We start from the raw sequence: 22,986 nt of genomic DNA, 5'->3' as shown, positions 1-22,986 counted from the left end.
AAAAGGAACCCCCATGTCCAGTTTGATTAACAGCGCCATGAGTGGCCTCAGTGCTGCACAGGCGGCACTTAATACCGTCAGTAACAATATTTCAAGCTACAACGTGGCAGGGTATACCCGCCAGACCACCATTCTGGGCGCCTCGAACAGCACCCTGACCGGCGGTGGCTGGGTGGGTAACGGGGTGTATGTCTCCGGCGTACAGCGTGAGTACGATTCGTTTATCACTAACCAGCTGCGTGCGGCGCAAAACCAGAGCAGCGGCCTGACGACGCGCTATCAGCAGATGTCGAAAATTGACGATGTGCTCTCGGATACCACCAACTCCATTTCCACCACGCTGCAGGATTTCTTTAAAAGCCTGCAGACGCTGGTCAGCAACGCGGAAGATCCGGCTGCTCGCCAGACGGTCCTCGGCAAGGCTGACGGGCTGGTAAACCAGTTCAAGGTTAACGATCAGTACCTGCGTGACCAGGATTCTCAGGTCAACACCGCGATTTCGACCAGCGTCGATCAGATCAATAACTACGCGAAGCAGATCGCGAACCTCAACGATCAGATTTCTCGTCTGACCGGCGTGGGCGCAGGGGCATCGCCAAACAATCTGCTCGATCAGCGTGACCAGCTGGTCAGCGAGCTGAACAAAATTGTTGGGGTGGAAGTCTCCGTTCAGGACGGCGGCACCTACAACATTTCGTTCGGCAATGGTTACAGCCTGGTTCAGGGCAGTAAAACGAACCAGCTGGCAGCAGTCGCATCCAGTGCTGATCCTACGCGTACCACGGTGGCATATGTCGATGACGTGGCGGGCAACGTTGAAATTCCTGAAAAATTGCTTAACACCGGTTCGCTGGGCGGGCTGTTAACGTTCCGTTCGGAAGACCTGGACAACGCGCGTAACACCCTCAACCAGCTGGCGCTGGCCTTTGCGGACGCGATGAACACCCAGCACGAAGCGGGTTTTGATGCTAACGGTGCTGCCGGCGGCGCGCTGTTCAACATGGGGTCTCCTGCGGTGGTTGGCAACAGCCATAATTCCGTACCAGGCGCAACGATGACCGCCAGCGTAACGGACAGTTCAAAGGTGCAGGCGACGGACTACAAGTTCGAATTCAACGGCACGGACTGGACGGTAACGCGGCTTTCTGACAAGACCTCTTTCACCGCGACACCGGATGCCAGCGGCAAGATGACCTTTGATGGCCTGACCGTGAACGTCAGCGGCACTGCTGCAACCAAAGACAGCTTTACCGTGAAGCCGGTCGTGAACACCATCGTCAACATGAGTCTGGCGATCAGCGATGAATCTAAGCTTGCCATGGCTTCTGTGGCCGACGGCGGCGAAAGCGATAACCGTAACGGTAAGGCGCTGGTTGACCTGCAAAACAGCAAAGTGGTGGGCGGCAATAAGACCTTCAACGATGCCTATGCGGCGCTGGTCAGTACCGTGGGCAGCACGACGGCCTCGCTGAAAACCAGCAGCCAGACCAAAGCCAATGTTGCAACACAGTTGAGCAACCAGCAGCAGTCTATCTCTGGCGTCAACCTTGACGAAGAGTACGGCAACCTGCAGCGCTACCAGCAGTACTACCTGGCAAATGCCCAGGTGCTGCAAACGGCCAATACGCTTTTTGATGCGTTAATCAATATTCGCTAACGACGAGGTAATCCATGCGTATTAGCACCCAGATGATGTACGAGCAGAACATGCGCGGCATCACCGATTCTCAAAGCCGCTGGCTGGGCTATGGCGAACAGATGTCTTCGGGCAAGCGCGTGAACCGCCCGTCCGACGATCCGATCGCGGCCTCTCAGGCGGTTGTGCTGTCTCAGGCACAGTCACAGAACAGCCAGTTCGCGCTGGCACGTACGTTTGCCACGCAAAAAGTCTCTCTGGAAGAGAACGTGCTGGGCCAGGTCACCACGGCGATCCAGTCCGCGCAGGAGAAAATTGTCTATGCGGGCAACGGTTCGTTGAGTGACAATGACCGGGCGTCGCTGGCAACCGATTTAAAAGGTATTCGCGATCAGCTGATGAACCTGGCGAACAGCACCGACGGTAACGGGCGGTATATTTTTGCCGGTTATAAGACCGACAACGTGCCGTTTGATCAGACCAATGGCGACTATAGCGGCGGATCTGAGGCCATCTCTCAGCAGGTCGACTCTGCGCGCAATATGCAGATCAGCCATACCGGTTCCGAGGTCTTTGACAAATTTACCAGTAATGCGAAACCGGAGCCTGATGGCAGTACGCCTGAAACGAACCTGTTTAAGATTCTGGATAAGGCTATCGACGCGCTGAACACCCCGACCGAAAGCGACCAGACCAAAATGGATGCGCTCACGGACAGCATTAACCAGGCGAACCGTGGTCTGAGCAACGCGCTGGATAACGTGCTGACCGTGCGTGCCGATCTGGGGACCAAGCTGACGGAACTGGATAAACTGGATGCGCTTGGCGATGACCGCGCGCTGGGGCAAACGCAGCAGATGAGCGACCTGGTGGATGTGGACTGGAATGCCGCGATCTCCTCGTACACCATGCAGCAGGCGGCCCTGCAGGCCTCTTATAAAGCGTTCAGCGATATGCAGGGCATGTCCCTGTTCCAGCTGAACAGATAATAGTCTGACCGATTAGAGCACGTTCTGAAACTGGGCGTGTTTTGACTGCCCAATCCTGATTCGGATTGGGCATTTTTTTATGCCGCTTCCGCCGGCGAAGCGGCTGTACGCGCGCTTTCAACCAGACGGATAGCCAGCGCAATGGCTCCGCTCACCGTTGCCAGGGCGACCACGCCAGACCAGCCCGCCAGAGTATAGACCTGACTCCCCAGCGCTGAGCCAAGCGCCATGCCGATGAAGATCACCGTAAACAGCAGGGCGTTAAGACGTCCGCGCGCCTGCGGTTCAAGGCTGTAAACCAGGTTCTGATGGGCTACCAGGCTCGACTGCAAGCCCAGGTCGAAGCCGATGGCAGAAACGGCAATCAGGATGAGCTGGCCGTAAACCCCAAGGGCAGGCATCAAAAACATCAGCGCAAATGACACGGTCACCAGGGCAGCGCCCAGCTGTGTGACTTTTCCGGCCCCGAGTTTATCCGCCAGTCCGCCTGCCAGCGGTGCGGCTAATGCGCCTGCGGCACCGGCAATCCCAAATCCTCCGGCGACGGCGCTGCCAAGGTGGAAGCGTTCGAGCAGCATGACCGCAAGCGTTGACCAGAAGGCGCTGAAGGCAATCGACAGGAATCCCTGGGCCATCGCTGCCCGGCGCAGCGCCGGATAGCGGCCCCACAGGTGCGCCATCGAGCGCATCAGTGCGGGGTAGCCGAGCGTGGAGTGAACCGCAAAGCGGGGCAGTACCGCCCACATCATAATGCCTACAAAGGCAATGCTTGCGGCAGCCAACTGGTACATGACCCGCCAGCCGAAGGCTTCACCGACGGCACCGCTCACTGTCCGGGAGAGTAGGATCCCCAGCAGCAGGCCGGTCATCACCGTGCCGACCGTTTTACCCTGTTTCCCCTCCGGGGCGAGGATCGCCGCGGCAGGGACAATATCCTGTGCCATAGTGGCGGCCATGCCAATCAGCAGGCTGGCGAGCAGCAGGGAATGCAGTTGCCCGGTCAGGCTACAGCCCAGCAGGAAAAGGGCCAGGGCTGCGCTTTTGATTAAAATTAACGTCCGGCGATCGTGACGGTCGCCCAGGGGCAACAGGAATAAAATCCCCAGCGCATAGCCCGCCTGGGTCAGGGTGGGGACCAGGCCCATTCCCTCAATGCTCAGATGAAGGTCCGCGCCGATCAGCGGCAGTAAGGGTTGTGCGTAGTAAATGGCGGCGACACTAAAGCCCGCGCCCAGAGCCAGCATGAAAATTACCCAGCGATTCACCGCATGGGGGGCAGTCGTTGTGTTCATAAGCTATTCCTCATTCATCGTGTGCGGCTATTTTTTATCAGCACGGCTTGCGACGGTAGACGGCCCGGTGGTAAAACGCTTATACGTTGAACGTATGGCAGATAAAAATATGAAGCGGGTAGAACGTATAGACCGGGTTGAATTAATGCGCACCTTTGTGCGAATCGTCGAAGCGGGGTCTCTCTCGGCGGCCGCGCGCCAGCTCTCGACAACCCAGGCTACCGTCAGCCGACGGCTACAGTCTCTTGAGACGCTGCTGGGCGTGCGCCTGCTGGTGAGAACCACACATACGACCCGGCTCACCGACGACGGCGAACGCTGCTATCAGCATGCACGACGGGTGATTGATAGCTGGCTGGCGCTGGAGGATGAGGTCGGGCAAAACGAGGACGAACCGGTCGGGGTTTTGCGCGTGCGGGCCCCGCATGCCTTTGGTCAGGATCAGCTTCTGAAGCCCCTGACGACGTTTTTGCAGCGCTACCCGCAGCTCTCCGTCGAATGGTTGCTGAATGATAAATCGGTCGACTTTTTAGGGGACAACCTCGACTGTGCTATCCGTGTCGGGGCCGAGGTGGATCCTGCCACGGTCTCGGTTTTGCTGGCGGAAGTGCCGCGCTGCGTGGTGGCCGCGCCCTCGCTGCTGGCTCAGTTTCCGCCGGTCTCATCTCCGGACGACCTGCAGCATCTTCCGTGGGTGGCTATCAGTACCTTCTATCAGCGCCACGTAGAGCTGTATGACGGTAAATCCGATCGCCCGGTGCGCATTGCCATTACGCCGCGCCTGAGCACGGACAGCCTGTACGTGGCGCGTAATTCCGCATTAACAGGGCTGGGCGTTGCGGTTGTCTCAAGCTGGACGGTTCAGGAAGATATCAGGGAGGGGCGGTTGGTGCATCTGCTGCCGGAGTGGCAACCGGCGGCGCTGCCGGTTCATCTGGTTTACCCCTGGTCTCGTTATTACCCGGCGCGCTTGCGGCGTTTTCTGGAGATGATCCGACAGGTTATGCCAGACATTGCCGGCATGACAAAGCCTGCAGAATAGCAATAAAAAAGCCGACCCGAGGGTCGGCTTTTCGCTTCAACGCGCGTTAGTCAACTGACTGTGGGCGGGTTGCTGGGGCAGTCGCCTGGTGCGTAGCACTGTGACCACCGGCAGAACCTTTCCCATCAAAGTGGAACTCAGGACGAACCCAGTCGCTGCGGCGCGGCGCTTCCGGCACATATTCCGGTGCAGGAGCACGCGTCATCGGCGCGGTGGCAACGTGGGCTGGCGTCACGGCAGCGGTAACCGGCTCGGGTTTCACCTCTGGCGCTTTCTCTTCCACGGTTTCGGCTTCACGCACAGGCTCGACGTCAAGTTCGACGTCCTGAACCACATCTTCAGTAACGGTTTCGACAACCACGTCAGCGGTTTCTTCGACAGTGGCTGCTGGCTCAGCGTCTTGCGCGACGTCTTGTGCGACAACCGCGTCTTCTTCAGCAATGAACTGCGGTGCGGCTTCAACCGGCGCAGCAATCACTTCAGGGTGCGTGGTTTCAACGTCAACGGCCTGAGGCGCTGTTTCAACGGCCTGTGGTTCAACGACCTGAGGCTCAACTTCCTGTGGCTCAACGACCTGAGGTTCGACAACGGCAGCCGCTTGCACCGCAACGTCTTCTACGGTGGCGACGGGTGCGATAACCTCTTCGGTGACAGCCTGTTCTTCAACAGCCTGCTCCGGACGAGCAACCGGATAGCGGATCCACACTTTACCTGAAGCCATTTCCGGCGATGCGCAGGCTACGGTCAGCGGCATCGGTGATTGCGTTGGGTAACGCTCATCACGATAGCGACGACGACGCTGGCCGCTCACACGCAGATGGCGTGGAGAACGACGGGAGCGACGCGGCATACCAGCGTTATCGCGGCCTTCAGTGTTATCGTCCTGTTCAACGTTGGTGTCGACCACGGCAGGCAAGTCAACTTTCGCCAGCTGCGTACCGGTTTCGATTTCAGTGGTTTCCACTGCGCTAACCACAGCCTCTTCCGCCTGTACGTCACCAACACGTACTTTTTGTGAGAGCTGGCGTGGCTTGCGACGCGGCATAACCTGAGTGCGTTCTTCCTGCTCGGATTCCTGCTGCTCAACCGGTGCTTCGCGGTTCAGGCTTTTAACTTCCTGCTGCGCCTGGCGTTTCTCGTCGTTACGACGACGGCTGCGCTCACGGCGAGGTTGCTGCTCGTCACGCTGTTTAGTCTTGTCAGACTCGTCACCTGTCGGCTGGCGAATTTCACGATCTTCCACGTTCTGCTGTGGCTTCTCGCGACGGTTGCGACGGTTGTCCTCGCGTTGTTCACGACCTTCGTTGTTATCGGCACGATTGTCACGACGCTCGTTGCGGTCATTGCGTTCGTTACGATCGTTACGCTCGTTACGGTCACTGCGGTCATTACGATCGCGGCGGTTGTTCTGACGCTTACGACGATCCTGCTGACGTTCTGGCTTAGCTTGCTTCGGCGCTTCTTTTGGTTGCTCCGGCTGAGCTTCTTCGCCTGCAAACATTTTCTTCAACGCACCGATGATACGGCTCAGAAGACCCGGCTGTTCCGGCTGGGCTTTCGCCACTTCTGGCGCGCTTTTTTGCGCAGCAGGTTTAGCGGCCGGTTTTTCCATTGCGGCTTCCGGCGGCGCTTCCGGCATGATGAAGGTGGCTAACGCAGGCTGCTCAGGCAGTTTACGCTCGGCGGGTTCTTCATCGGATGGCAGGGCCATCTCTTCTTCATGCAGCTTAGGCAGCAGGTAGCTGAGCGTTGACGTCTCTTCACCTTTGCGAACGCGCAGGACGTGGTAGTGCGGGGTTTGCATCTGATCGTTTGGCACGATGATGCAACGTACGCCGCCCTGACGCGCTTCAATGGCGCTAACCGCGGCACGTTTTTCGTTCAGAAGGTAGGAGGCAATTGGCACGGGAACAATCGCGTGAACCTCCTGGGTGTTCTCTTTCAGCGCTTCTTCTTCAATCAGACGCAGAATGGAGAGAGACAGGGATTCGTTATCACGTACGGTGCCGGTACCGGAACAGCGCGGGCAGACGTGGTGGCTTGATTCACCCAGCGACGGGCTGAGGCGCTGGCGTGACATCTCCAGCAGGCCAAAGCGAGAAATATGGCTAATCTGGATACGCGCACGGTCCTGACGCACCGCTTCACGCAGACGGTTTTCAACCGCGCGCTGGTGACGAACCGGGGTCATGTCGATGAAGTCGATAACGATCAGGCCACCCAGGTCGCGCAGGCGGAGCTGGCGGGCGATTTCATCAGCGGCTTCAAGGTTAGTGTTGAACGCGGTCTCTTCGATATCACCGCCGCGCGTAGCACGTGCGGAGTTGATGTCGATAGCGGTCAGCGCTTCGGTGGTATCGATAACGATAGAGCCGCCGGATGGCAGTCGCACTTCACGCTGGAAGGCAGACTCAATCTGCGACTCAATCTGATAATGGCTGAACAGCGGGATTTCACCGGTGTACAGTTTGATTTTGCTGGTGAAATCCGGACGACCCAGCGCGGCAATGTGCTGGCGAGCCAGCTCAAGCACTTTCGGGTTATCAATCAGAATTTCGCCGATGTCCTGACGCAGGTAGTCACGGAAGGCACGCACGATAACGTTGCTTTCCTGGTGGATCAGGAACGGAGCAGGGCGGCTTTCAGCTGCTTTCTGGATGGCTTCCCAGTGCTTAAGACGGAAGCTCAGGTCCCATTGCAGCGCTTCGGCAGATTTGCCCACGCCTGCGGTACGAACGATAAGTCCCATGCCGTCTGGCAGCTCAAGGCTTGCCAGCGCTTCCTTCAGCTCGGTACGGTCATCACCTTCGATGCGGCGAGAGATACCACCCGCACGCGGGTTGTTTGGCATCAGAACCAGATAGCTCCCCGCCAGGCTGATAAAGGTGGTCAGCGCGGCGCCTTTATTGCCACGTTCTTCTTTATCAATCTGAACGATAACTTCCTGGCCTTCGCGCAGAACATCTTTGATGTTCGGACGACCATGGGAGTTGTAGTTGGCAGGGAAGTATTCGCGGGCAATTTCTTTGAGAGGGAGGAAACCGTGACGCTCAGCACCGTAATCGACAAATGCAGCTTCAAGGCTGGGTTCAATGCGGGTGATCTTGCCTTTGTAAATGTTCGCTTTTTTCTGTTCGTGTCCAGGACTTTCGATATCCAGATCGTACAGGCGCTGCCCATCCACGAGGGCGACACGCAACTCTTCTTGCTGAGTTGCGTTGATTAACATTCTTTTCATCGAAACTTACTCATTATTCTTACATTGACGACTAAGCTGCGGGCAAGGTGACGCTTTCCTGGGTATGAACCGATGGCCTCGTGTCTATTCACGTCGCCAACCTCACGGTTGTCGCTCGCTTAAGAGGCGCAGAGTGTCGGTTGCCTGTATTTCATACGGAAACACAGCGCAATTATCAGGGGAATTGCCTGGGTAAAACTCTCCAGAGAACAATCCTTATACCGGGAAGTACTGCAACCCGCAGCCCGCTAACTGCCTGAAAGATCAATACGTCTTACGCCATTGCTGCGTGGATGATCGGTCAGACAAAATGGGTTATTCCGTTGAGATCCTTTTATAACCTGGATTTAACACGGAAAACGGCTTCATTATTCCATTGCTCGCCGGGTTATAGCAAGATGACTTTTACCAATTATCACCCGGTTACTCACAGTTTCTCCACTTCAATGTTGTGATTGGTTTAATAACCACCAAATCGATTGCGCGAAACGAAGGGCAGGCCGGGTAAAAGTAAATATAAGCATAGAAAAATGAGTGGCGCTAATGCCAGACGATATTTAGAATCGCCAACCATGAAAACAGAGACTCCAGCCGTAAAAATGGTTGCTATCGCCGAAGATGACGCGGGGCAACGTATCGATAACTTTTTGCGAACCCAGCTTAAGGGTGTACCAAAGAGCATGATTTATCGCATCCTGCGTAAGGGCGAGGTGCGGGTTAACAAAAAGCGCGTGAAGCCAGAGTATAAGCTCGAAGCAGGGGATGAAATTCGTATCCCGCCGGTCCGCGTGGCGGAACGTGAAGAAGAGGTTGTTTCCCCTAAGCTGCAGAAAGTGGCCGCGCTAAGCGATGTGATCCTCTATGAAGATGACCATATTCTGGTGCTGAATAAACCGTCGGGTACGGCGGTGCATGGCGGCAGCGGCCTGAGCTTTGGCGTGATTGAAGGACTGCGTGCGCTGCGCCCTGAGGCCCGTTTCCTTGAACTGGTGCACCGCCTTGACCGCGACACGTCCGGCGTACTGTTAGTGGCGAAAAAACGTTCTGCGCTGCGTTCTCTGCACGAACAACTGCGTGAGAAAGGGATGCAGAAAGACTATCTGGCGCTGGTGCGCGGCCAGTGGCAGTCGCATGTAAAAGTGGTGCAGGCACCGCTGCTGAAAAATATTCTGCAAAGCGGCGAGCGCATCGTGCGCGTGAACCAGGAAGGCAAGCCGTCTGAGACGCGCTTTAAAGTTGAAGAGCGCTATGAGTTTGCGACTCTGGTTCGCTGCAGCCCGGTCACAGGCCGTACCCATCAGATCCGCGTGCATACCCAGTATGCCGGGCATCCTATCGCGTTTGACGACCGCTATGGCGATCGTGAATTCGATAAGCAGCTGGCCGGTACAGGGCTGTCTCGTCTGTTCCTGCATGCGGCGGCGCTTAAGTTTACCCATCCGAACACGGGTGAGGTTATTCGCATTGAAGCGCCGCTGGACGAGCAGTTAAAACGTTGCCTGAAAGTGCTGCGCGGTTGATTACGTGCCGGGTGGCGCTGCGCTTACCCGGCCTACATGTTTTTCTCCCTCTCCCTGTGGGAGAGGGCCGGGGTGAGGGCATCAGGCCGCAACGGTTACACCGTCAGCGGATTATACTCTTCGCGCCTTAACATCTGGCACAGCGCAATCAGCGGTAATCCCACCAGCGTGTTGGGGTCACGGCCGTCCAGCTTGTCGAACAGTGCAATGCCCAGTCCTTCACTTTTAAAGCTTCCCGCGCAGTTCAGCGGCCTTTCACGACGCACGTAATCCACAATCTCCTGCTCGCTGAGGTGGCGGAAATGCACGTCGAAAGGCTCGCATTCGGTTTGCAGGTGGCCCGAGGCCGAGTTGTAGAGAGCAAGCCCCGTATAAAAGGTCACAATGGTGCCGCGGGCGCGCATCAGCTGCTGGCAGGCTTTTTCTTCGGTATGGGGCTTTCCGGTGATTTCACCGTCCAGTACACAAACCTGATCGGAGCCTATAATCAAATGAGCAGGATAATTTGCGGCTAGCGACTGGGCCTTCTCCTGAGCCAGACGGGTAACCAGATGACGTGGCGTTTCGCCGGGTTGAGGTGTTTCATCAACGTCCGGTGCGGCACATTCAAAAGGGATCCCCAGTTTTTCCAGCAACATTCGGCGGTAGGGTGAAGTGGATGCGAGAACGAGATTTGGCATATTTTTTTCACCAGATATAGCGTATCGATGCCAGCCATTTTAAACTACAGGCCGCAATGTGTGCGAATAATTGGCAAAAGGCAGCTCTGGTTGCCTTTTTCTTTGACTCTATGACGTTACAAAGTTAATATGCGCGCCCTATGCAAAAGGTAAAATTACCCCTGACTCTTGATCCGGTTCGTACGGCTCAAAAACGCCTCGATTATGAAGGAATCTATTCTTCCGATCAGGCAGAGCGTATTGCCGAATCCGTAGTCAGTGTGGACAGTGATGTAGAATGCTCCATGTCGTTCGCTATCGACAACCAGCGCCTTGCCGTTTTAACCGGTGATGCAAAGATGACGGTAACGCTCGAATGCCAGCGTTGCGGGAAACCGTTTGTACAGCATGTTCACACAACGTATTGTTTTAGCCCGGTGCGTTCCGACGAACAGGCTGAAGCACTCCCGGAAGCGTACGAGCCGATTGAGGTTAACGAATTCGGTGAAATCGATCTTCTGGCGCTGGTTGAAGATGAAATCATCCTCACCTTGCCAGTCGTTCCGGTGCATGATTCTGAACACTGTGAAGTGTCCGAGGCGGACATGGTCTTTGGGGAACTGCCTGATGAAGCGCAAAAACCAAACCCATTTGCCGTATTAGCCAGCTTAAAGCGTAAGTAATTGAGGAGTAAGGTCCATGGCCGTACAACAGAATAAACCAACCCGTTCCAAACGTGGCATGCGTCGTTCCCATGACGCGCTGACTGCAGTTACCAGCCTGTCTGTAGACAAGACTTCTGGTGAGAAACACCTGCGTCACCACATCACCGCTGACGGTTTCTACCGCGGCCGCAAGGTTATCACTAAGTAATCACGCGTTTGCGTGATTAGGCTTAGTGAGGATTTCCCCGTGCAAACGGGGAATGTACCTAACCAGGCTGCGACGATACCTTGACACGTCTAACCCTGGCGTTAGATGTCATGGGGGGAGATTTTGGCCCTTCCGTGACAGTGCCTGCAGCTTTGCAGGCACTGAACTCTAATTCGCAACTCACACTTCTTTTAGTCGGCAATCCCGACACAATCACGCCATTACTTGCAAAAGCTGACTTTGAACAACGTTCACGTCTGCAGATTATTCCTGCGCAGTCAGTTATTGCCAGTGATGCACGGCCATCGCAGGCCATCCGCAATAGCCGCGGTAGCTCTATGCGCATCGCGCTGGAGCTGGTGAAAGAAGGTCGAGCGCAGGCCTGCGTCAGTGCGGGGAATACCGGCGCGCTGATGGGGCTGGCGAAATTATTGCTCAAACCTATCGAGGGTATTGAGCGCCCGGCGCTGGTCACGGTGTTACCGCATCAGCAGAAGGGCAAGACGGTGGTACTGGATTTGGGTGCCAACGTTGATTGTGATAGTAGAATGCTGGCGCAGTTTGCCGTGATGGGCTCGGTGCTGGCAGAAGACGTGGTCGGGATCCGTAATCCCCGCGTGGCGTTACTCAATATTGGTGAAGAAGAGACCAAAGGCCTGGACAGCATTCGCGATGCCGCAGAATTGCTTAAACAGGTACCGTCCATCAACTATATTGGTTATCTCGAAGCCAATGAGTTATTGACGGGAAAAACGGATGTATTGGTGTGTGATGGCTTCACCGGGAACGTAACGCTGAAGACCATGGAAGGGGTTGTAAGAATGTTTCTTTCCCTGCTGAAATCGCAGGGAGAGGGTAAAAAAAGGTCCTGGTGGCTCATTTTATTAAAGCGTTGGTTACAAAAAAGCCTGACGCGGCGATTCAGTCACCTCAACCCCGACCAGTATAATGGCGCCTGTCTGTTAGGATTGCGCGGCATCGTGATCAAGAGTCACGGTGCGGCTAATCAGCGAGCATTTTCCGTCGCGATTGAACAGGCAGTGCAGGCGGTGCAGCGACAAGTCCCTCAGCGGATTGCCGCTCGCCTGGGATCTGTATTAGCTAAAAGTGACTGAGCGTACATGTATACGAAGATTTTAGGTACCGGCAGCTATCTGCCACAAAACGTGCGAACCAACGCCGATCTCGAAAAAATGGTAGATACGTCTGACGAGTGGATTGTCACGCGCACAGGTATCCGTGAACGTCGTATCGCCGCGCCAGACGAAACCGTTTCGACCATGGGCTTTGAAGCAGCACAGCGTGCCATTGAGATGGCGGGTATTGATAAAGAGCAGATTGGTTTGATCGTGGTTGCCACGACCTCCGCCACGCACGCGTTCCCAAGCGCAGCGTGTCAGGTGCAGAACATGCTCGGTATTAAAGGTTGCCCGGCATTTGACGTGGCGGCCGCCTGCGCAGGTTTCACCTATGCGCTGAGTATTGCCGATCAGTATGTAAAATCCGGCTCCGTCAAATATGCGCTGGTGATCGGTGCAGACGTGCTCGCGCGGACCTGCGATCCTGCCGATCGCGGCACGATCATTATTTTTGGCGACGGCGCAGGCGCAGTCCTGCTTGGGCAGTCTGAAGAACCGGGTATCATCTCCACGCATCTGCATGCAGATGGTCGCTACGGTGAATTGCTGACCCTGCCTAACGCCGATCGCGTCAATCCGGATAGCTCCATTTACCTGACGATGGCGGGTAATGAAGTATTCAAGGTGGCAGTGACCGAGCTGGCGCACATTGTTGATGAGACGCTGGAAGCGAACAATCTTGAACGCTCCGCGCTCGACTGGCTGGTTCCGCATCAGGCGAATCTGCGCATCATCAGTGCGACCGCGAAAAAGCTGGGTATGTCGATGGATAACGTTGTGGTGACGCTCGATCGTCACGGCAATACCTCTGCGGCATCGGTACCGTGCGCATTTGATGAAGCGGTACGCGATGGACGAATCAAACGGGGCCAGCTGGTCCTGCTTGAAGCCTTCGGTGGTGGGTTCACCTGGGGTTCCGCGCTGGTTCGTTTCTAGGATAAGGATAAAAAATGACGCAATTTGCTTTTGTGTTCCCGGGTCAGGGCTCACAAGCCGTTGGGATGTTGTCTGAAATGGCAGCGACCTATCCGGTCATTGAAGAGACTTTTCGTGAAGCTTCCGATGCGCTGGGTTATGATCTTTGGGCATTGACCCAACAGGGCCCGGCCGAAGAGCTGAACAAAACCTGGCAAACTCAGCCAGCGCTGCTGACGGCTTCCGTTGCGCTGTGGCGCGTATGGCAGCAGCAGGGCGGCAAAGCGCCAGCTCTGCTTGCGGGTCATAGCCTGGGTGAATACTCTGCGCTGGTCTGCGCCGGTGTGATCGCGTTCGCTGACGCGGTGCGTCTGGTAGAGCTGCGTGGCAAGTTCATGCAGGAAGCGGTGCCGGAAGGCACGGGCGGCATGTCTGCCATTATCGGTCTGGACGATGCGGCTATTGCGAAAGCCTGTGAAGAATCTGCAGACGGTCAGGTCGTTTCACCGGTGAACTTCAATTCGCCAGGCCAGGTGGTTATCGCCGGTCATAAAGAAGCGGTTGAACGTGCGGGTGCCGCCTGCAAAGCGGCGGGCGCAAAACGTGCGCTGCCTCTGCCTGTTAGCGTGCCGTCCCACTGTGCGCTGATGAAGCCTGCTGCCGATAAACTGGCGGTTGAGCTGGAAAAAATCACCTTTAACGCACCGACGATTTCCGTTGTGAACAACGTCGATGTGAAATGCGAAACGGCGCCGGACGCTATCCGTAACGCGCTGGTTCGTCAGCTTTATAGCCCCGTACAGTGGACCAAAACCGTTGAGTTTATGGCTTCCCAGGGCGTTGAGCATCTGTATGAAGTCGGTCCTGGTAAGGTCCTCACCGGTCTGACAAAACGTATTGTTGACACCCTGACTGCCTCGGCGATTAACGAGCCGGACGCACTGTCAGCGGCACTCTCGCAATAAAAGAGGAATACCATGAGTTTTGAAGGAAAAATCGCTCTCGTGACCGGCGCAAGCCGCGGTATCGGGCGCGCTATTGCTGAAACACTGGTTGCGCGCGGCGCGAAGGTGATTGGTACAGCAACCAGCGAGAATGGCGCTCAGGCCATCAGTGACTATCTGGGTGCGAACGGTAAAGGTCTGGTGCTGAATGTGACCGAACCTGCATCTATCGAATCTGTTCTGGAAAATATTCGCGCAGAATTTGGTGAAGTGGATATTCTGGTAAATAATGCCGGGATCACTCGCGACAACCTGCTGATGCGAATGAAAGATGATGAGTGGAACGATATTATCGAAACCAATCTTTCATCTGTATTCCGTCTGTCAAAAGCGGTAATGCGCGCTATGATGAAGAAGCGTCATGGTCGTATTATCACTGTTGGTTCCGTGGTTGGTACCATGGGAAATGCTGGTCAGGCTAACTACGCTGCGGCGAAAGCGGGTCTGATTGGTTTCAGTAAATCGCTGGCGCGTGAAGTCGCGTCCCGCGGTATTACTGTAAACGTTGTTGCTCCGGGTTTTATTGAAACGGACATGACGCGTGCGCTGACTGATGAGCAGCGTGCGGGTACGCTGGCAGCAGTTCCGGCGGGTCGTCTTGGCGACCCTAAAGAAATCGCCAGCGCGGTTGCATTTTTAGCCTCTGACGAAGCGAGTTACATCACTGGTGAGACTCTCCACGTCAATGGCGGGATGTACATGGTTTAACCACGATAAAAAAATTTGCGTTATTAGGTCGAATGGCCTCAAAATAACGTAAAATCGTGGTAAGACCTGCCGGGATTTAGTTGCAAATTTTTCAACATTTTATACACTACGAAAACCATCGCGAAAGCGAGTTTTGATAGGAAATTTAAGAGTATGAGCACTATCGAAGAACGCGTTAAGAAAATTATCGGCGAACAGCTGGGCGTTAAGCAGGAAGAAGTTGTGAACTCCGCTTCCTTCGTTGAAGACCTGGGCGCAGATTCTCTTGACACCGTTGAGCTGGTAATGGCTCTGGAAGAAGAGTTTGATACTGAGATTCCGGACGAAGAAGCTGAGAAGATCACCACCGTTCAGGCTGCCATTGATTACATCAACGGTCACCAGGCGTAAGTGAACATCTCCAGGCGGTCATTCGACCGCCTGAGTTTTATCTTTTTTAGTCCCACGAATCTCTTTTTTTATCCCTCCCTGGAGGACAAACGTGTCTAAGCGTCGTGTAGTTGTGACCGGACTTGGCATGTTGTCTCCTGTCGGCAATACCGTAGAGTCCACCTGGAAAGCTCTCCTTGCCGGTCAGAGCGGCATCAGCCTAATCGACCATTTCGATACTAGCGCCTACGCAACGAAATTTGCTGGCTTAGTAAAGGATTTTAACTGTGAAGAGATCATCTCGCGCAAAGAACAGCGTAAGATGGATGCCTTCATTCAATATGGAATTGTCGCTGGCGTTCAGGCCATGCAGGATTCTGGCCTTGAAATTACGGAAGAGAACGCAACCCGTATTGGCGCCGCTATCGGCTCCGGTATTGGCGGTCTTGGCCTGATTGAGGAAAACCATACATCGCTGATGAATGGTGGCCCACGTAAGATCAGCCCATTCTTCGTTCCGTCAACGATTGTTAACATGGTGGCAGGTCACCTGACCATCATGTTCGGCCTTCGTGGTCCAAGCATTTCTATCGCCACCGCCTGTACCTCCGGCGTGCATAACATCGGCCAGGCCGCACGTATCATCGCTTACGGTGATGCAGATGCGATGGTTGCTGGCGGTGCAGAAAAAGCCAGTACCCCACTGGGTGTAGGCGGCTTTGGTGCGGCGCGTGCGCTTTCAACCCGCAACGATAATCCTCAGGCGGCGAGCCGTCCGTGGGATAAAGACCGTGATGGTTTTGTGCTGGGCGACGGTGCTGGCATGATCGTGCTGGAAGAGTACGAACATGCTAAAAAACGTGGCGCGAAAATCTATGCTGAAATCGTTGGTTTCGGTATGAGTAGCGATGCTTACCACATGACGTCTCCTCCAGAGAACGGCGCAGGTGCTGCGCTGGCGATGGAAAACGCGCTTCGCGATGCAGGCATTACCCCTGCACAGATCGGTTACGTGAACGCCCACGGGACGTCTACGCCCGCTGGCGATAAAGCAGAAGCCCAGGCGGTTAAGTCCATCTTCGGCGACGCGGCCAGCCGCGTGATGGTGAGCTCCACCAAATCCATGACCGGCCACCTCTTGGGTGCGGCAGGCGCGGTAGAGTCTATCTACTCTATCCTTGCGCTGCGCGACCAGGCCGTACCGCCAACCATCAACCTGGATAACCCGGATGAAGGTTGCGATCTGGACTTCGTTCCACACGAAGCGCGCCAGGTCAGCGGTATGGAGTATACCCTGTGTAATTCCTTCGGCTTCGGGGGCACCAACGGTTCTCTGATCTTCAAAAAGATCTGAGTCTGTTTGCCGCAAGGCACTAAAAAAGGTCCGCTTGTCGGGCCTTTTTTATTAAGGGAAATCCCCTTGTCTGGCGACAGGCATCCTGCCAGACTGAGCCTCCATGCATAAGGAGCCACCATGTTTTTAATCAATGGCCTTGAGCAGAATCAGCTGCCCGCAAGCGACAGGGCGACGCAGTTTGGTGACGGTTGTTTCACCACGGCGCGAATTGTTAACGGCGCTGTGAGCCTGCTTGATGCGCATATTCGTCGCCTGCAAAGTGCCTGTGAAACACTGCTGATCCCCTTTTCGCAGTGGGATATTCTCGAAAGCGAGATGCGCCAGTTGGCCTTTGGAAAACCGAGTGGTGTACTGAAAGTGATCCTCAGCCGCGGCAGCGGTGGCCGGGGTTACAGCGGTTCTGCCTGCCATCATCCCACGCGCATCCTCTCCCTGTCAGATTACCCCGCGCATTATGAGCGCTGGCGGCATGAGGGCGTTACGCTGACGCTCAGCCCCGTTCGCCTGGGCCGTAACCCGATGCTGGCAGGGATAAAACATCTCAACCGTCTTGAACAGGTGCTCATCCGTACTCATCTTGAGCAGACGGACGCCGATGACGCGCTGGTCCTTGACAGCGAAGGGTTCATTACGGAATGCTGTGCGGCTAATTTATTCTGGCGGCAGGGCAGTGATGTCTTCACGCCTTCACTGGAACAGGCGGGCGTCAAGGGTATTATGCGGCAGTTTTGTTTACAGCTTTTGGCACGCTCCGGCTATAACGTTGTCGAAGCCAGCGTAAAGGAAGCGGCGTTGCTGTCCGCCGATGAGGTCGTTATATGTAACGCCCTGATGCCGGTTGTGCCCGTTCGGGCCTACGATCGGCAGCGCTGGTCGTCCCGTGAGCTGTTTCAGTTTTTAGCCCCGTTATGTGAGCAAACCAGAAAGTCATGAAGAAAATGTTGCGCTTTGTCCTCCTCCTCATCGTTGTGCTGGGTATCGCTGGCGGCGCGGGAGTGTGGAAAGTTCGCCAGCTGGCGGACAGTAAAATCCTGATTAAAGACGAGACGATTTTTACCCTGAAAGCCGGTACCGGTCGTCTGGCCCTGGGTGAACAGCTTTACGCTGACAAAATTATCAACCGTCCGCGCGTTTTCCAGTGGCTGCTGCGCGTTGAGCCGGAGCTTGCCCACTTTAAGGCCGGAACCTATCGTTTCACCCCCGGGATGACCGTGCGGGAGATGCTTCAGCTGCTGGAGAGCGGTAAAGAGGCCCAGTTCCCGCTGCGTTTTGTTGAAGGAATGCGCCTGAGTGATTATCTCAAACAGCTGCGTGACGCGCCGTACATCAAGCACACGCTGAAAGATGACCGTTATGAGACGGTGGCCGAGGTGTTGAAATTCGTCCATCCTGAATGGGTGGAAGGCTGGTTCTGGCCGGATACCTGGATGTACACGGCAGGGACGACCGACGAGGCGATCCTGAAACGTGCGCACAAAAAAATGGTTGCGGCGGTTGAGTCGGCCTGGAGCGGCCGAGCTGATGGCCTGCCTTATAAAGATCAAAACCAGTTCGTGACGATGGCCTCGATCATTGAGAAAGAGACTGCCGTAGCGGCTGAGCGCGACAAAGTGGCCTCGGTGTTTATCAACCGCCTGCGCATCGGGATGCGTCTGCAAACTGACCCGACAGTCATCTATGGAATGGGCGAGCGCTACACCGGCAAGATTTCCAGAAAAGATCTTGAGACCCCGACGGCGTATAATACCTACCAGATTAGCGGTTTGCCGCCAGGCCCGATTGCCACGCCGGGCGAAGCATCGCTTCGCGCCGCGGCACATCCGGCCAAAACGCCGTATCTCTATTTTGTGGCTGATGGAAAAGGCGGTCATACCTTTAACACGAACCTTGCCAGCCATAATCGTTCCGTTCAGGACTATCTGAAGGCACTTAAGGAAAAAAATGCGCAGTAAATACATTGTCATTGAGGGACTCGAAGGGGCGGGGAAAACCACGGCCCGTAACGTGGTGGTTGATACCCTGAATACGCTTGGTGTGGCGGATATCGTCTTCACCCGTGAGCCTGGGGGAACGCAGCTGGCAGAAAAACTGCGCAGCCTGGTGCTGGACATCAAATCCGTGGGCGACGAGGTAATCAATGATAAAGCTGAAGTGCTGATGTTCTACGCGGCACGCGTACAGCTGGTGGAGACGGTGATTAAGCCTGCCCTGGCGGACGGAAAATGGGTCATTGGCGATCGTCACGATCTCTCGACGCAGGCCTATCAGGGCGGCGGTCGCGGCATTGACCAGACGATGTTAACCACCCTGCGCGACGCGGTACTGGGCGATTTCCGTCCCGACCTGACGCTGTATCTCGACGTTACGCCGGAGGTGGGCCTCAAACGCGCCCGCGCCCGCGGCGAGCTGGACCGCATTGAGCAAGAGTCCTTCGACTTCTTTAACCGTACGCGCGCGCGCTATCTTGAACTGGCCGGGCAGGATAAGACGATCCGTACCATTGATGCAACGCAATCTCTGGACGACGTAACGCGTGCTATCCAACAAACGGTGACCACCTGGCTACAGGAGCAGCAGGCATGAAATGGTACCCATGGCTGCGCCCGCATTTTGAACAGCTGATTAGCAGCTATCAGGCAGGGCGGGGGCATCATGCGTTACTGATTCAGGCATTACCTGGTATGGGTGATGATGCGCTAATTTACGCCATTACCCGCTTTCTGATGTGTCAAAAGCCGCAAGGGCATAAAAGCTGCGGCCAGTGTCGTGGCTGCCAGCTGATGCAGGCTGGCACGCATCCTGATTACTACACCCTTGAACCTGAGAAGGGCAAAAACACGCTCGGTATTGATGCGGTGCGCGACGTCAGCGAAAAACTGTATGAGCACGCGCGGCTGGGCGGGGCAAAAGTGGTCTGGCTGAAGGATGCGGCGATCCTCACCGAGGCGGCGGCCAACGCTCTGCTCAAAACCCTGGAAGAGCCGCCGGAAAAAACCTGGTTCTTACTGTCTTGCCGCGAGCCGGGCAGGCTGCTGGCAACGTTACGTAGCCGGTGCCGTCTTCATCACCTCGCGGCCCCTCAGGAAGCCTGGTCGCTGGCCTGGCTGGAGCGCGAGGTGACAACGTCACAGGACGCCATGCTCTCCGCGTTGCGTTTGTGCAGTGGCGCGCCCGCAGCGGCACTGGCCCTGTTGCAACCGGATGTCTGGTCGCAGCGCGAGGCGCTATGCCGTGCCGTTGCGTCTGCCATAGACAGCGGTGACTGGCTGAGTTTACTGCCTGCGCTGAATGGCGATCAGGCCGCCGAACGCCTGCAGTGGTTGGCGACGCTTTTGCTGGACGCGCTGAAAATTCAGCAGGGGGCCACGCTTCTGACCAACCCCGATGTCTGGCCACTGGTGAACACGCTGGCCAATGGTCTTTCAGGCACTACGCTGCAGGCTATCCTTCATGATATCTGCCAGAGCCGCGAACATCTTTTAACCGTCACTGGCGTCAATCGCGAACTGCTGTTGACCGACCAGTTACTGCGTATTGAACACTACCTGCAACCCGGCATTACGCCGCCGGTTTCCCATCTCTGAGAGAGACATTATGTTTTTAGTCGACTCACACTGCCATCTTGATGGCCTGGATTATCAATCTCTGAATAAAGACGTGGATGACGTGCTGGCTAAAGCCGCCGCCCGCGATGTGAAATTTTGTCTGGCCGTCGCGACCACCTTACCGGGCTATCGTGCCATGCGCGACCTGGTCGGTGTTCGCGATAACGTGGTCTTCTCCTGCGGCGTTCATCCGCTTAATCAGGATGAAGAGTACGACGTAGAAGATTTACGTCGACTGGCGGCAGAAGAGGGCGTGGTCGCGATGGGGGAGACCGGGCTTGATTATTTTTACACGCCTGAAACTAAACCCCGTCAGCAGGCCTCGTTTCGCAACCATATCCGCGTGGGCCGCGAGCTGAACAAGCCGGTTATCGTTCACACCCGTGATGCGCGCGCAGACACCCTGGCGATCCTCAGGGAAGAAAAGGTGACGGATTGCGGTGGCGTACTACACTGTTTCACTGAAGACAGAGAAACGGCGGGTAAGCTGCTTGATTTAGGATTTTATATTTCGTTTTCCGGGATTGTGACGTTCCGTAATGCTGAGCAACTGCGTGACGCTGCACGTTATGTCCCGCTCGATCGCATCCTGGTGGAAACAGATTCTCCTTATCTGGCCCCGGTACCGCATCGAGGGAAAGAGAACCAGCCGGCGATGACGCGAGATGTGGCTGAGTACATGGCCGTTCTGAAGGGAGTCAGTATCGATGAACTGGCTCGCACCACGACGGAAAACTTTGCCAGCCTGTTCCACATCGACCCCGCCCGCCTGCAATCTCTCTGATACACCTGTTTTTTTTAGGCTCGTAATTAATAAGCAAAGCGAGTAAAGTTCACCGCCTCATTTGGGGCGGTGATGGTGTTTTTAGACACATCCAGAAACGCTTTTTGTAAATTACTGAAAGTTTTTTGACCGTCTTAAGCCGAAACGTGATAGCCGTCAAACAAACTCAGAGGGAATTATTTTACTCTGTGTAATAAATAAAGGGCGCTTAGATGTCCTGTCCACGGCGCGGTACTCCCCCCGGGCCAATGCGTGAAAGCGTAAAAAAAGCACAAATACTCAGGAGCACTCTCAATTATGTTTAAGAATGCATTTGCTAACCTGCAAAAGGTCGGTAAATCGCTGATGCTGCCAGTATCCGTACTGCCTATCGCAGGTATCCTGCTGGGCGTCGGTTCTGCAAACTTCAGCTGGCTGCCAGCCGTAGTGTCCCACGTGATGGCAGAAGCAGGCGGTTCTGTTTTTGCTAACATGCCGCTGATCTTCGCTATCGGTGTTGCGCTGGGCTTCACCAATAACGATGGTGTATCCGCTCTGGCCGCCGTTGTTGCTTACGGCATCATGGTGAAAACCATGGCGGTGGTTGCACCGCTGGTACTGCATTTACCTGCAGAAGAGATCGCTGCCAAACACCTGGCCGATACCGGCGTGCTCGGCGGTATTATTTCCGGTGCGATTGCAGCGTATATGTTTAACCGCTTCTATCGCATCAAGCTCCCTGAGTATCTGGGCTTCTTCGCGGGCAAGCGTTTCGTTCCGATTATCTCTGGTCTGGCCGCGATCTTCACTGGCGTGATCCTCTCCTTCATCTGGCCACCAATCGGTTCTGCTATTCAGACTTTCTCTCAGTGGGCGGCTTACCAGAACCCGGTTGTGGCGTTCGGTATCTACGGCTTCATTGAGCGTTGCCTGGTGCCATTTGGTCTGCACCACATCTGGAACGTTCCATTCCAGATGCAGATTGGTGAATACACCAACGCTGCGGGCCAGGTGTTCCACGGTGATATCCCACGTTACATGGCGGGCGACCCAACTGCAGGTAAACTGTCTGGTGGCTTCCTGTTCAAAATGTACGGCCTGCCGGCGGCTGCGATTGCTATCTGGCACTCTGCGAAACCAGAGAACCGTGCAAAAGTGGGCGGTATCATGATCTCCGCGGCGCTGACCTCGTTCCTGACCGGTATCACCGAGCCGATCGAGTTCTCCTTCATGTTCGTTGCGCCGATTCTGTACATCATTCACGCGATTCTGGCGGGTCTGGCGTTCCCAATCTGTATCCTGCTGGGTATGCGTGACGGTACGTCCTTCTCTCACGGCCTGATCGACTTTATCGTTCTGTCCGGTAACAGCAGCAAGCTGTGGCTGTTCCCAATCGTGGGTATCTGCTACGCGCTCGTTTACTACACCATCTTCCGCGTGCTGATCAAAGCGCTGGATCTGAAAACCCCAGGTCGCGAAGATGCAACGGAAGACAGCAAAGCAGGCGCGACCAGCGAGATGGCTCCGGCTCTGATTGCAGCGTTCGGCGGTAAAGACAACATCACTAACCTGGACGCGTGTATCACTCGTCTGCGTGTGAGCGTTGCTGACGTAGCGAAAGTTGACCAGCCGGGTCTGAAAAAACTGGGCGCAGCAGGCGTGGTTGTTGCAGGTTCGGGTGTTCAGGCGATCTTCGGAACGAAATCCGATAACCTGAAAACCGAAATGGATGAGTACATCCGCAACCACTAAGTTGTGACCGGGGAGACTAAGGCAGCCGAATGGCTGCCTTTTTTATTGGCTTAGCCTGGGCGGGGAAGAGTAGATATAAAAAAGGGAGCCAGCAGGCCTAATGCCAGTCTGCGAAGCTCGGTGGA

21 protein-coding genes are annotated in these 22,986 nt (G+C 55.5%); 18 read left to right on the top strand and 3 right to left on the bottom strand.

Annotated elements, in window-relative coordinates:
• Positions 1-13: 13 nt before the first annotated feature.
• Positions 14-1,657, top strand: a complete 1,644-nt coding sequence (gene flgK, locus I6L58_RS03950; protein ID WP_088207510.1) for a flagellar hook-associated protein FlgK — start codon at positions 14-16, stop codon at positions 1,655-1,657.
• A gap of 14 nt (positions 1,658-1,671) precedes the next feature.
• Positions 1,672-2,625 carry a flagellar hook-associated protein FlgL gene (flgL, locus tag I6L58_RS03945; RefSeq protein ID WP_006174672.1) on the top strand — a complete coding sequence of 318 codons (954 nt, stop codon included), beginning with the start codon at positions 1,672-1,674 and terminating at the stop codon, positions 2,623-2,625.
• A 77-nt stretch (positions 2,626-2,702) separates the two neighbouring features.
• Here flgL and I6L58_RS03940 read toward each other — a convergent pair whose 3' ends face one another.
• Positions 2,703-3,917 (bottom strand): MFS transporter, encoded by a 1,215-nt coding sequence (locus I6L58_RS03940; protein WP_088207509.1) that lies wholly within the window; start codon positions 3,915-3,917, stop codon positions 2,703-2,705.
• A gap of 94 nt (positions 3,918-4,011) precedes the next feature.
• On the opposite strand from I6L58_RS03940, the gene I6L58_RS03935 reads away from it, so the two are divergent.
• A complete protein-coding gene (locus tag I6L58_RS03935; RefSeq protein WP_390881714.1) occupies positions 4,012-4,959 on the top strand; it encodes a LysR family transcriptional regulator in 948 nt (315 codons plus the stop codon).
• Positions 4,960-5,005: 46 nt separating this feature from the next.
• Here the strand turns inward: I6L58_RS03935 and rne are convergent, their stop codons facing one another.
• Positions 5,006-8,197: a ribonuclease E gene (gene rne / locus I6L58_RS03930; protein ID WP_088207508.1), complete on the bottom strand. Its 3,192-nt coding sequence runs from the start codon at positions 8,195-8,197 to the stop codon at positions 5,006-5,008.
• A 572-nt stretch (positions 8,198-8,769) separates the two neighbouring features.
• Between rne and rluC the strand changes: the two genes are divergently transcribed.
• Positions 8,770-9,717: a 23S rRNA pseudouridine(955/2504/2580) synthase RluC gene (gene rluC / locus I6L58_RS03925; protein ID WP_006174676.1), complete on the top strand. Its 948-nt coding sequence runs from the start codon at positions 8,770-8,772 to the stop codon at positions 9,715-9,717.
• 95 nt (positions 9,718-9,812) lie between these two features.
• Here rluC and I6L58_RS03920 read toward each other — a convergent pair whose 3' ends face one another.
• Positions 9,813-10,397: a Maf family protein gene (locus I6L58_RS03920; RefSeq protein WP_088207507.1), complete on the bottom strand. Its 585-nt coding sequence runs from the start codon at positions 10,395-10,397 to the stop codon at positions 9,813-9,815.
• Between the two features lie 140 nt (positions 10,398-10,537).
• Here I6L58_RS03920 and yceD point away from each other — a divergent pair, with 140 nt between their 5' ends.
• The 14 genes from yceD to ptsG all read left to right on the top strand — a co-directional run bounded on the left by yceD (position 10,538) and on the right by ptsG (position 22,861).
• The gene (yceD, locus tag I6L58_RS03915) at positions 10,538-11,059 is read left to right on the top strand and encodes a 23S rRNA accumulation protein YceD (RefSeq protein WP_088207506.1); all 522 of its coding nucleotides are present in this window, start codon (positions 10,538-10,540) and stop codon (positions 11,057-11,059) included.
• Between the two features lie 16 nt (positions 11,060-11,075).
• Positions 11,076-11,249 (top strand): 50S ribosomal protein L32, encoded by a 174-nt coding sequence (gene rpmF / locus I6L58_RS03910; RefSeq protein WP_003857964.1) that lies wholly within the window; start codon positions 11,076-11,078, stop codon positions 11,247-11,249.
• Positions 11,250-11,329: 80 nt separating this feature from the next.
• Positions 11,330-12,364: a phosphate acyltransferase PlsX gene (plsX, locus tag I6L58_RS03905; RefSeq protein WP_071599697.1), complete on the top strand. Its 1,035-nt coding sequence runs from the start codon at positions 11,330-11,332 to the stop codon at positions 12,362-12,364.
• A 6-nt stretch (positions 12,365-12,370) separates the two neighbouring features.
• The gene (locus tag I6L58_RS03900) at positions 12,371-13,324 is read left to right on the top strand and encodes a beta-ketoacyl-ACP synthase III (RefSeq protein WP_058609147.1); all 954 of its coding nucleotides are present in this window, start codon (positions 12,371-12,373) and stop codon (positions 13,322-13,324) included.
• A gap of 14 nt (positions 13,325-13,338) precedes the next feature.
• Complete coding sequence (fabD, locus tag I6L58_RS03895; protein WP_088207505.1) at positions 13,339-14,268, top strand: ACP S-malonyltransferase; 930 nt, start codon at positions 13,339-13,341, stop codon at positions 14,266-14,268.
• A 12-nt stretch (positions 14,269-14,280) separates the two neighbouring features.
• Complete coding sequence (gene fabG, locus I6L58_RS03890) at positions 14,281-15,015, top strand: 3-oxoacyl-ACP reductase FabG (RefSeq protein ID WP_058609145.1); 735 nt, start codon at positions 14,281-14,283, stop codon at positions 15,013-15,015.
• Positions 15,016-15,168: 153 nt separating this feature from the next.
• Complete coding sequence (gene acpP, locus I6L58_RS03885; protein WP_003857954.1) at positions 15,169-15,405, top strand: acyl carrier protein; 237 nt, start codon at positions 15,169-15,171, stop codon at positions 15,403-15,405.
• A gap of 91 nt (positions 15,406-15,496) precedes the next feature.
• The gene (gene fabF / locus I6L58_RS03880) at positions 15,497-16,738 is read left to right on the top strand and encodes a beta-ketoacyl-ACP synthase II (protein ID WP_058609144.1); all 1,242 of its coding nucleotides are present in this window, start codon (positions 15,497-15,499) and stop codon (positions 16,736-16,738) included.
• Between the two features lie 120 nt (positions 16,739-16,858).
• Complete coding sequence (gene pabC, locus I6L58_RS03875) at positions 16,859-17,674, top strand: aminodeoxychorismate lyase (RefSeq protein WP_088207504.1); 816 nt, start codon at positions 16,859-16,861, stop codon at positions 17,672-17,674.
• Positions 17,671-18,693 carry a cell division protein YceG gene (yceG, locus tag I6L58_RS03870; RefSeq protein ID WP_088207503.1) on the top strand — a complete coding sequence of 341 codons (1,023 nt, stop codon included), beginning with the start codon at positions 17,671-17,673 and terminating at the stop codon, positions 18,691-18,693. The genes pabC and yceG overlap by 4 nt, the downstream gene beginning before the upstream one ends.
• The gene (gene tmk / locus I6L58_RS03865; RefSeq protein WP_088207502.1) at positions 18,683-19,324 is read left to right on the top strand and encodes a dTMP kinase; all 642 of its coding nucleotides are present in this window, start codon (positions 18,683-18,685) and stop codon (positions 19,322-19,324) included. The genes yceG and tmk overlap by 11 nt, the downstream gene beginning before the upstream one ends.
• Positions 19,321-20,325: a DNA polymerase III subunit delta' gene (holB, locus tag I6L58_RS03860; protein ID WP_006174688.1), complete on the top strand. Its 1,005-nt coding sequence runs from the start codon at positions 19,321-19,323 to the stop codon at positions 20,323-20,325. Before tmk ends, holB begins: the two co-directional genes overlap by 4 nt.
• Positions 20,326-20,335: 10 nt before the next feature.
• On the top strand, positions 20,336-21,130 hold the full coding sequence (locus I6L58_RS03855; RefSeq protein WP_088207501.1) for a metal-dependent hydrolase: 795 nt from the start codon (positions 20,336-20,338) through the stop codon (positions 21,128-21,130).
• Positions 21,131-21,427: 297 nt separating this feature from the next.
• On the top strand, positions 21,428-22,861 hold the full coding sequence (ptsG, locus tag I6L58_RS03850) for a PTS glucose transporter subunit IIBC (protein ID WP_006174691.1): 1,434 nt from the start codon (positions 21,428-21,430) through the stop codon (positions 22,859-22,861).
• Positions 22,862-22,986: the final 125 nt, after the last annotated feature.

It is taken from the genome of Enterobacter cancerogenus (genome assembly GCF_019047785.1).
Taxonomy (GTDB): domain Bacteria; phylum Pseudomonadota; class Gammaproteobacteria; order Enterobacterales; family Enterobacteriaceae; genus Enterobacter; species Enterobacter cancerogenus.
This window is presented reverse-complemented; position numbering and strand designations above follow the sequence as displayed.

What these genes read in the sequence shown, in the direction of transcription:
- tmk (WP_088207502.1), top strand. Translation starts at nt 18,683, where the DNA reads ATGCGCAGTAAATACATTGTCATTGAGGGACTCGAAGGGGCGGGGAAA.
- fabG (WP_058609145.1), top strand. Translation starts at nt 14,281, where the DNA reads ATGAGTTTTGAAGGAAAAATCGCTCTCGTGACCGGCGCAAGCCGCGGT.
- flgK (WP_088207510.1), top strand. Translation starts at nt 14, where the DNA reads ATGTCCAGTTTGATTAACAGCGCCATGAGTGGCCTCAGTGCTGCACAG.
- acpP (WP_003857954.1), top strand. Translation starts at nt 15,169, where the DNA reads ATGAGCACTATCGAAGAACGCGTTAAGAAAATTATCGGCGAACAGCTG.
- ptsG (WP_006174691.1), top strand. Translation starts at nt 21,428, where the DNA reads ATGTTTAAGAATGCATTTGCTAACCTGCAAAAGGTCGGTAAATCGCTG.
- I6L58_RS03855 (WP_088207501.1), top strand. Translation starts at nt 20,336, where the DNA reads ATGTTTTTAGTCGACTCACACTGCCATCTTGATGGCCTGGATTATCAA.
- I6L58_RS03940 (WP_088207509.1), bottom strand. Translation starts at nt 3,917, where the DNA reads ATGAACACAACGACTGCCCCCCATGCGGTGAATCGCTGGGTAATTTTC.
- yceG (WP_088207503.1), top strand. Translation starts at nt 17,671, where the DNA reads ATGAAGAAAATGTTGCGCTTTGTCCTCCTCCTCATCGTTGTGCTGGGT.
- rne (WP_088207508.1), bottom strand. Translation starts at nt 8,197, where the DNA reads ATGAAAAGAATGTTAATCAACGCAACTCAGCAAGAAGAGTTGCGTGTC.
- yceD (WP_088207506.1), top strand. Translation starts at nt 10,538, where the DNA reads ATGCAAAAGGTAAAATTACCCCTGACTCTTGATCCGGTTCGTACGGCT.
- I6L58_RS03920 (WP_088207507.1), bottom strand. Translation starts at nt 10,397, where the DNA reads ATGCCAAATCTCGTTCTCGCATCCACTTCACCCTACCGCCGAATGTTG.
- pabC (WP_088207504.1), top strand. Translation starts at nt 16,859, where the DNA reads ATGTTTTTAATCAATGGCCTTGAGCAGAATCAGCTGCCCGCAAGCGAC.
- holB (WP_006174688.1), top strand. Translation starts at nt 19,321, where the DNA reads ATGAAATGGTACCCATGGCTGCGCCCGCATTTTGAACAGCTGATTAGC.
- I6L58_RS03900 (WP_058609147.1), top strand. Translation starts at nt 12,371, where the DNA reads ATGTATACGAAGATTTTAGGTACCGGCAGCTATCTGCCACAAAACGTG.
- I6L58_RS03935 (WP_390881714.1), top strand. Translation starts at nt 4,012, where the DNA reads ATGGCAGATAAAAATATGAAGCGGGTAGAACGTATAGACCGGGTTGAA.
- fabD (WP_088207505.1), top strand. Translation starts at nt 13,339, where the DNA reads ATGACGCAATTTGCTTTTGTGTTCCCGGGTCAGGGCTCACAAGCCGTT.
- rluC (WP_006174676.1), top strand. Translation starts at nt 8,770, where the DNA reads ATGAAAACAGAGACTCCAGCCGTAAAAATGGTTGCTATCGCCGAAGAT.
- rpmF (WP_003857964.1), top strand. Translation starts at nt 11,076, where the DNA reads ATGGCCGTACAACAGAATAAACCAACCCGTTCCAAACGTGGCATGCGT.
- flgL (WP_006174672.1), top strand. Translation starts at nt 1,672, where the DNA reads ATGCGTATTAGCACCCAGATGATGTACGAGCAGAACATGCGCGGCATC.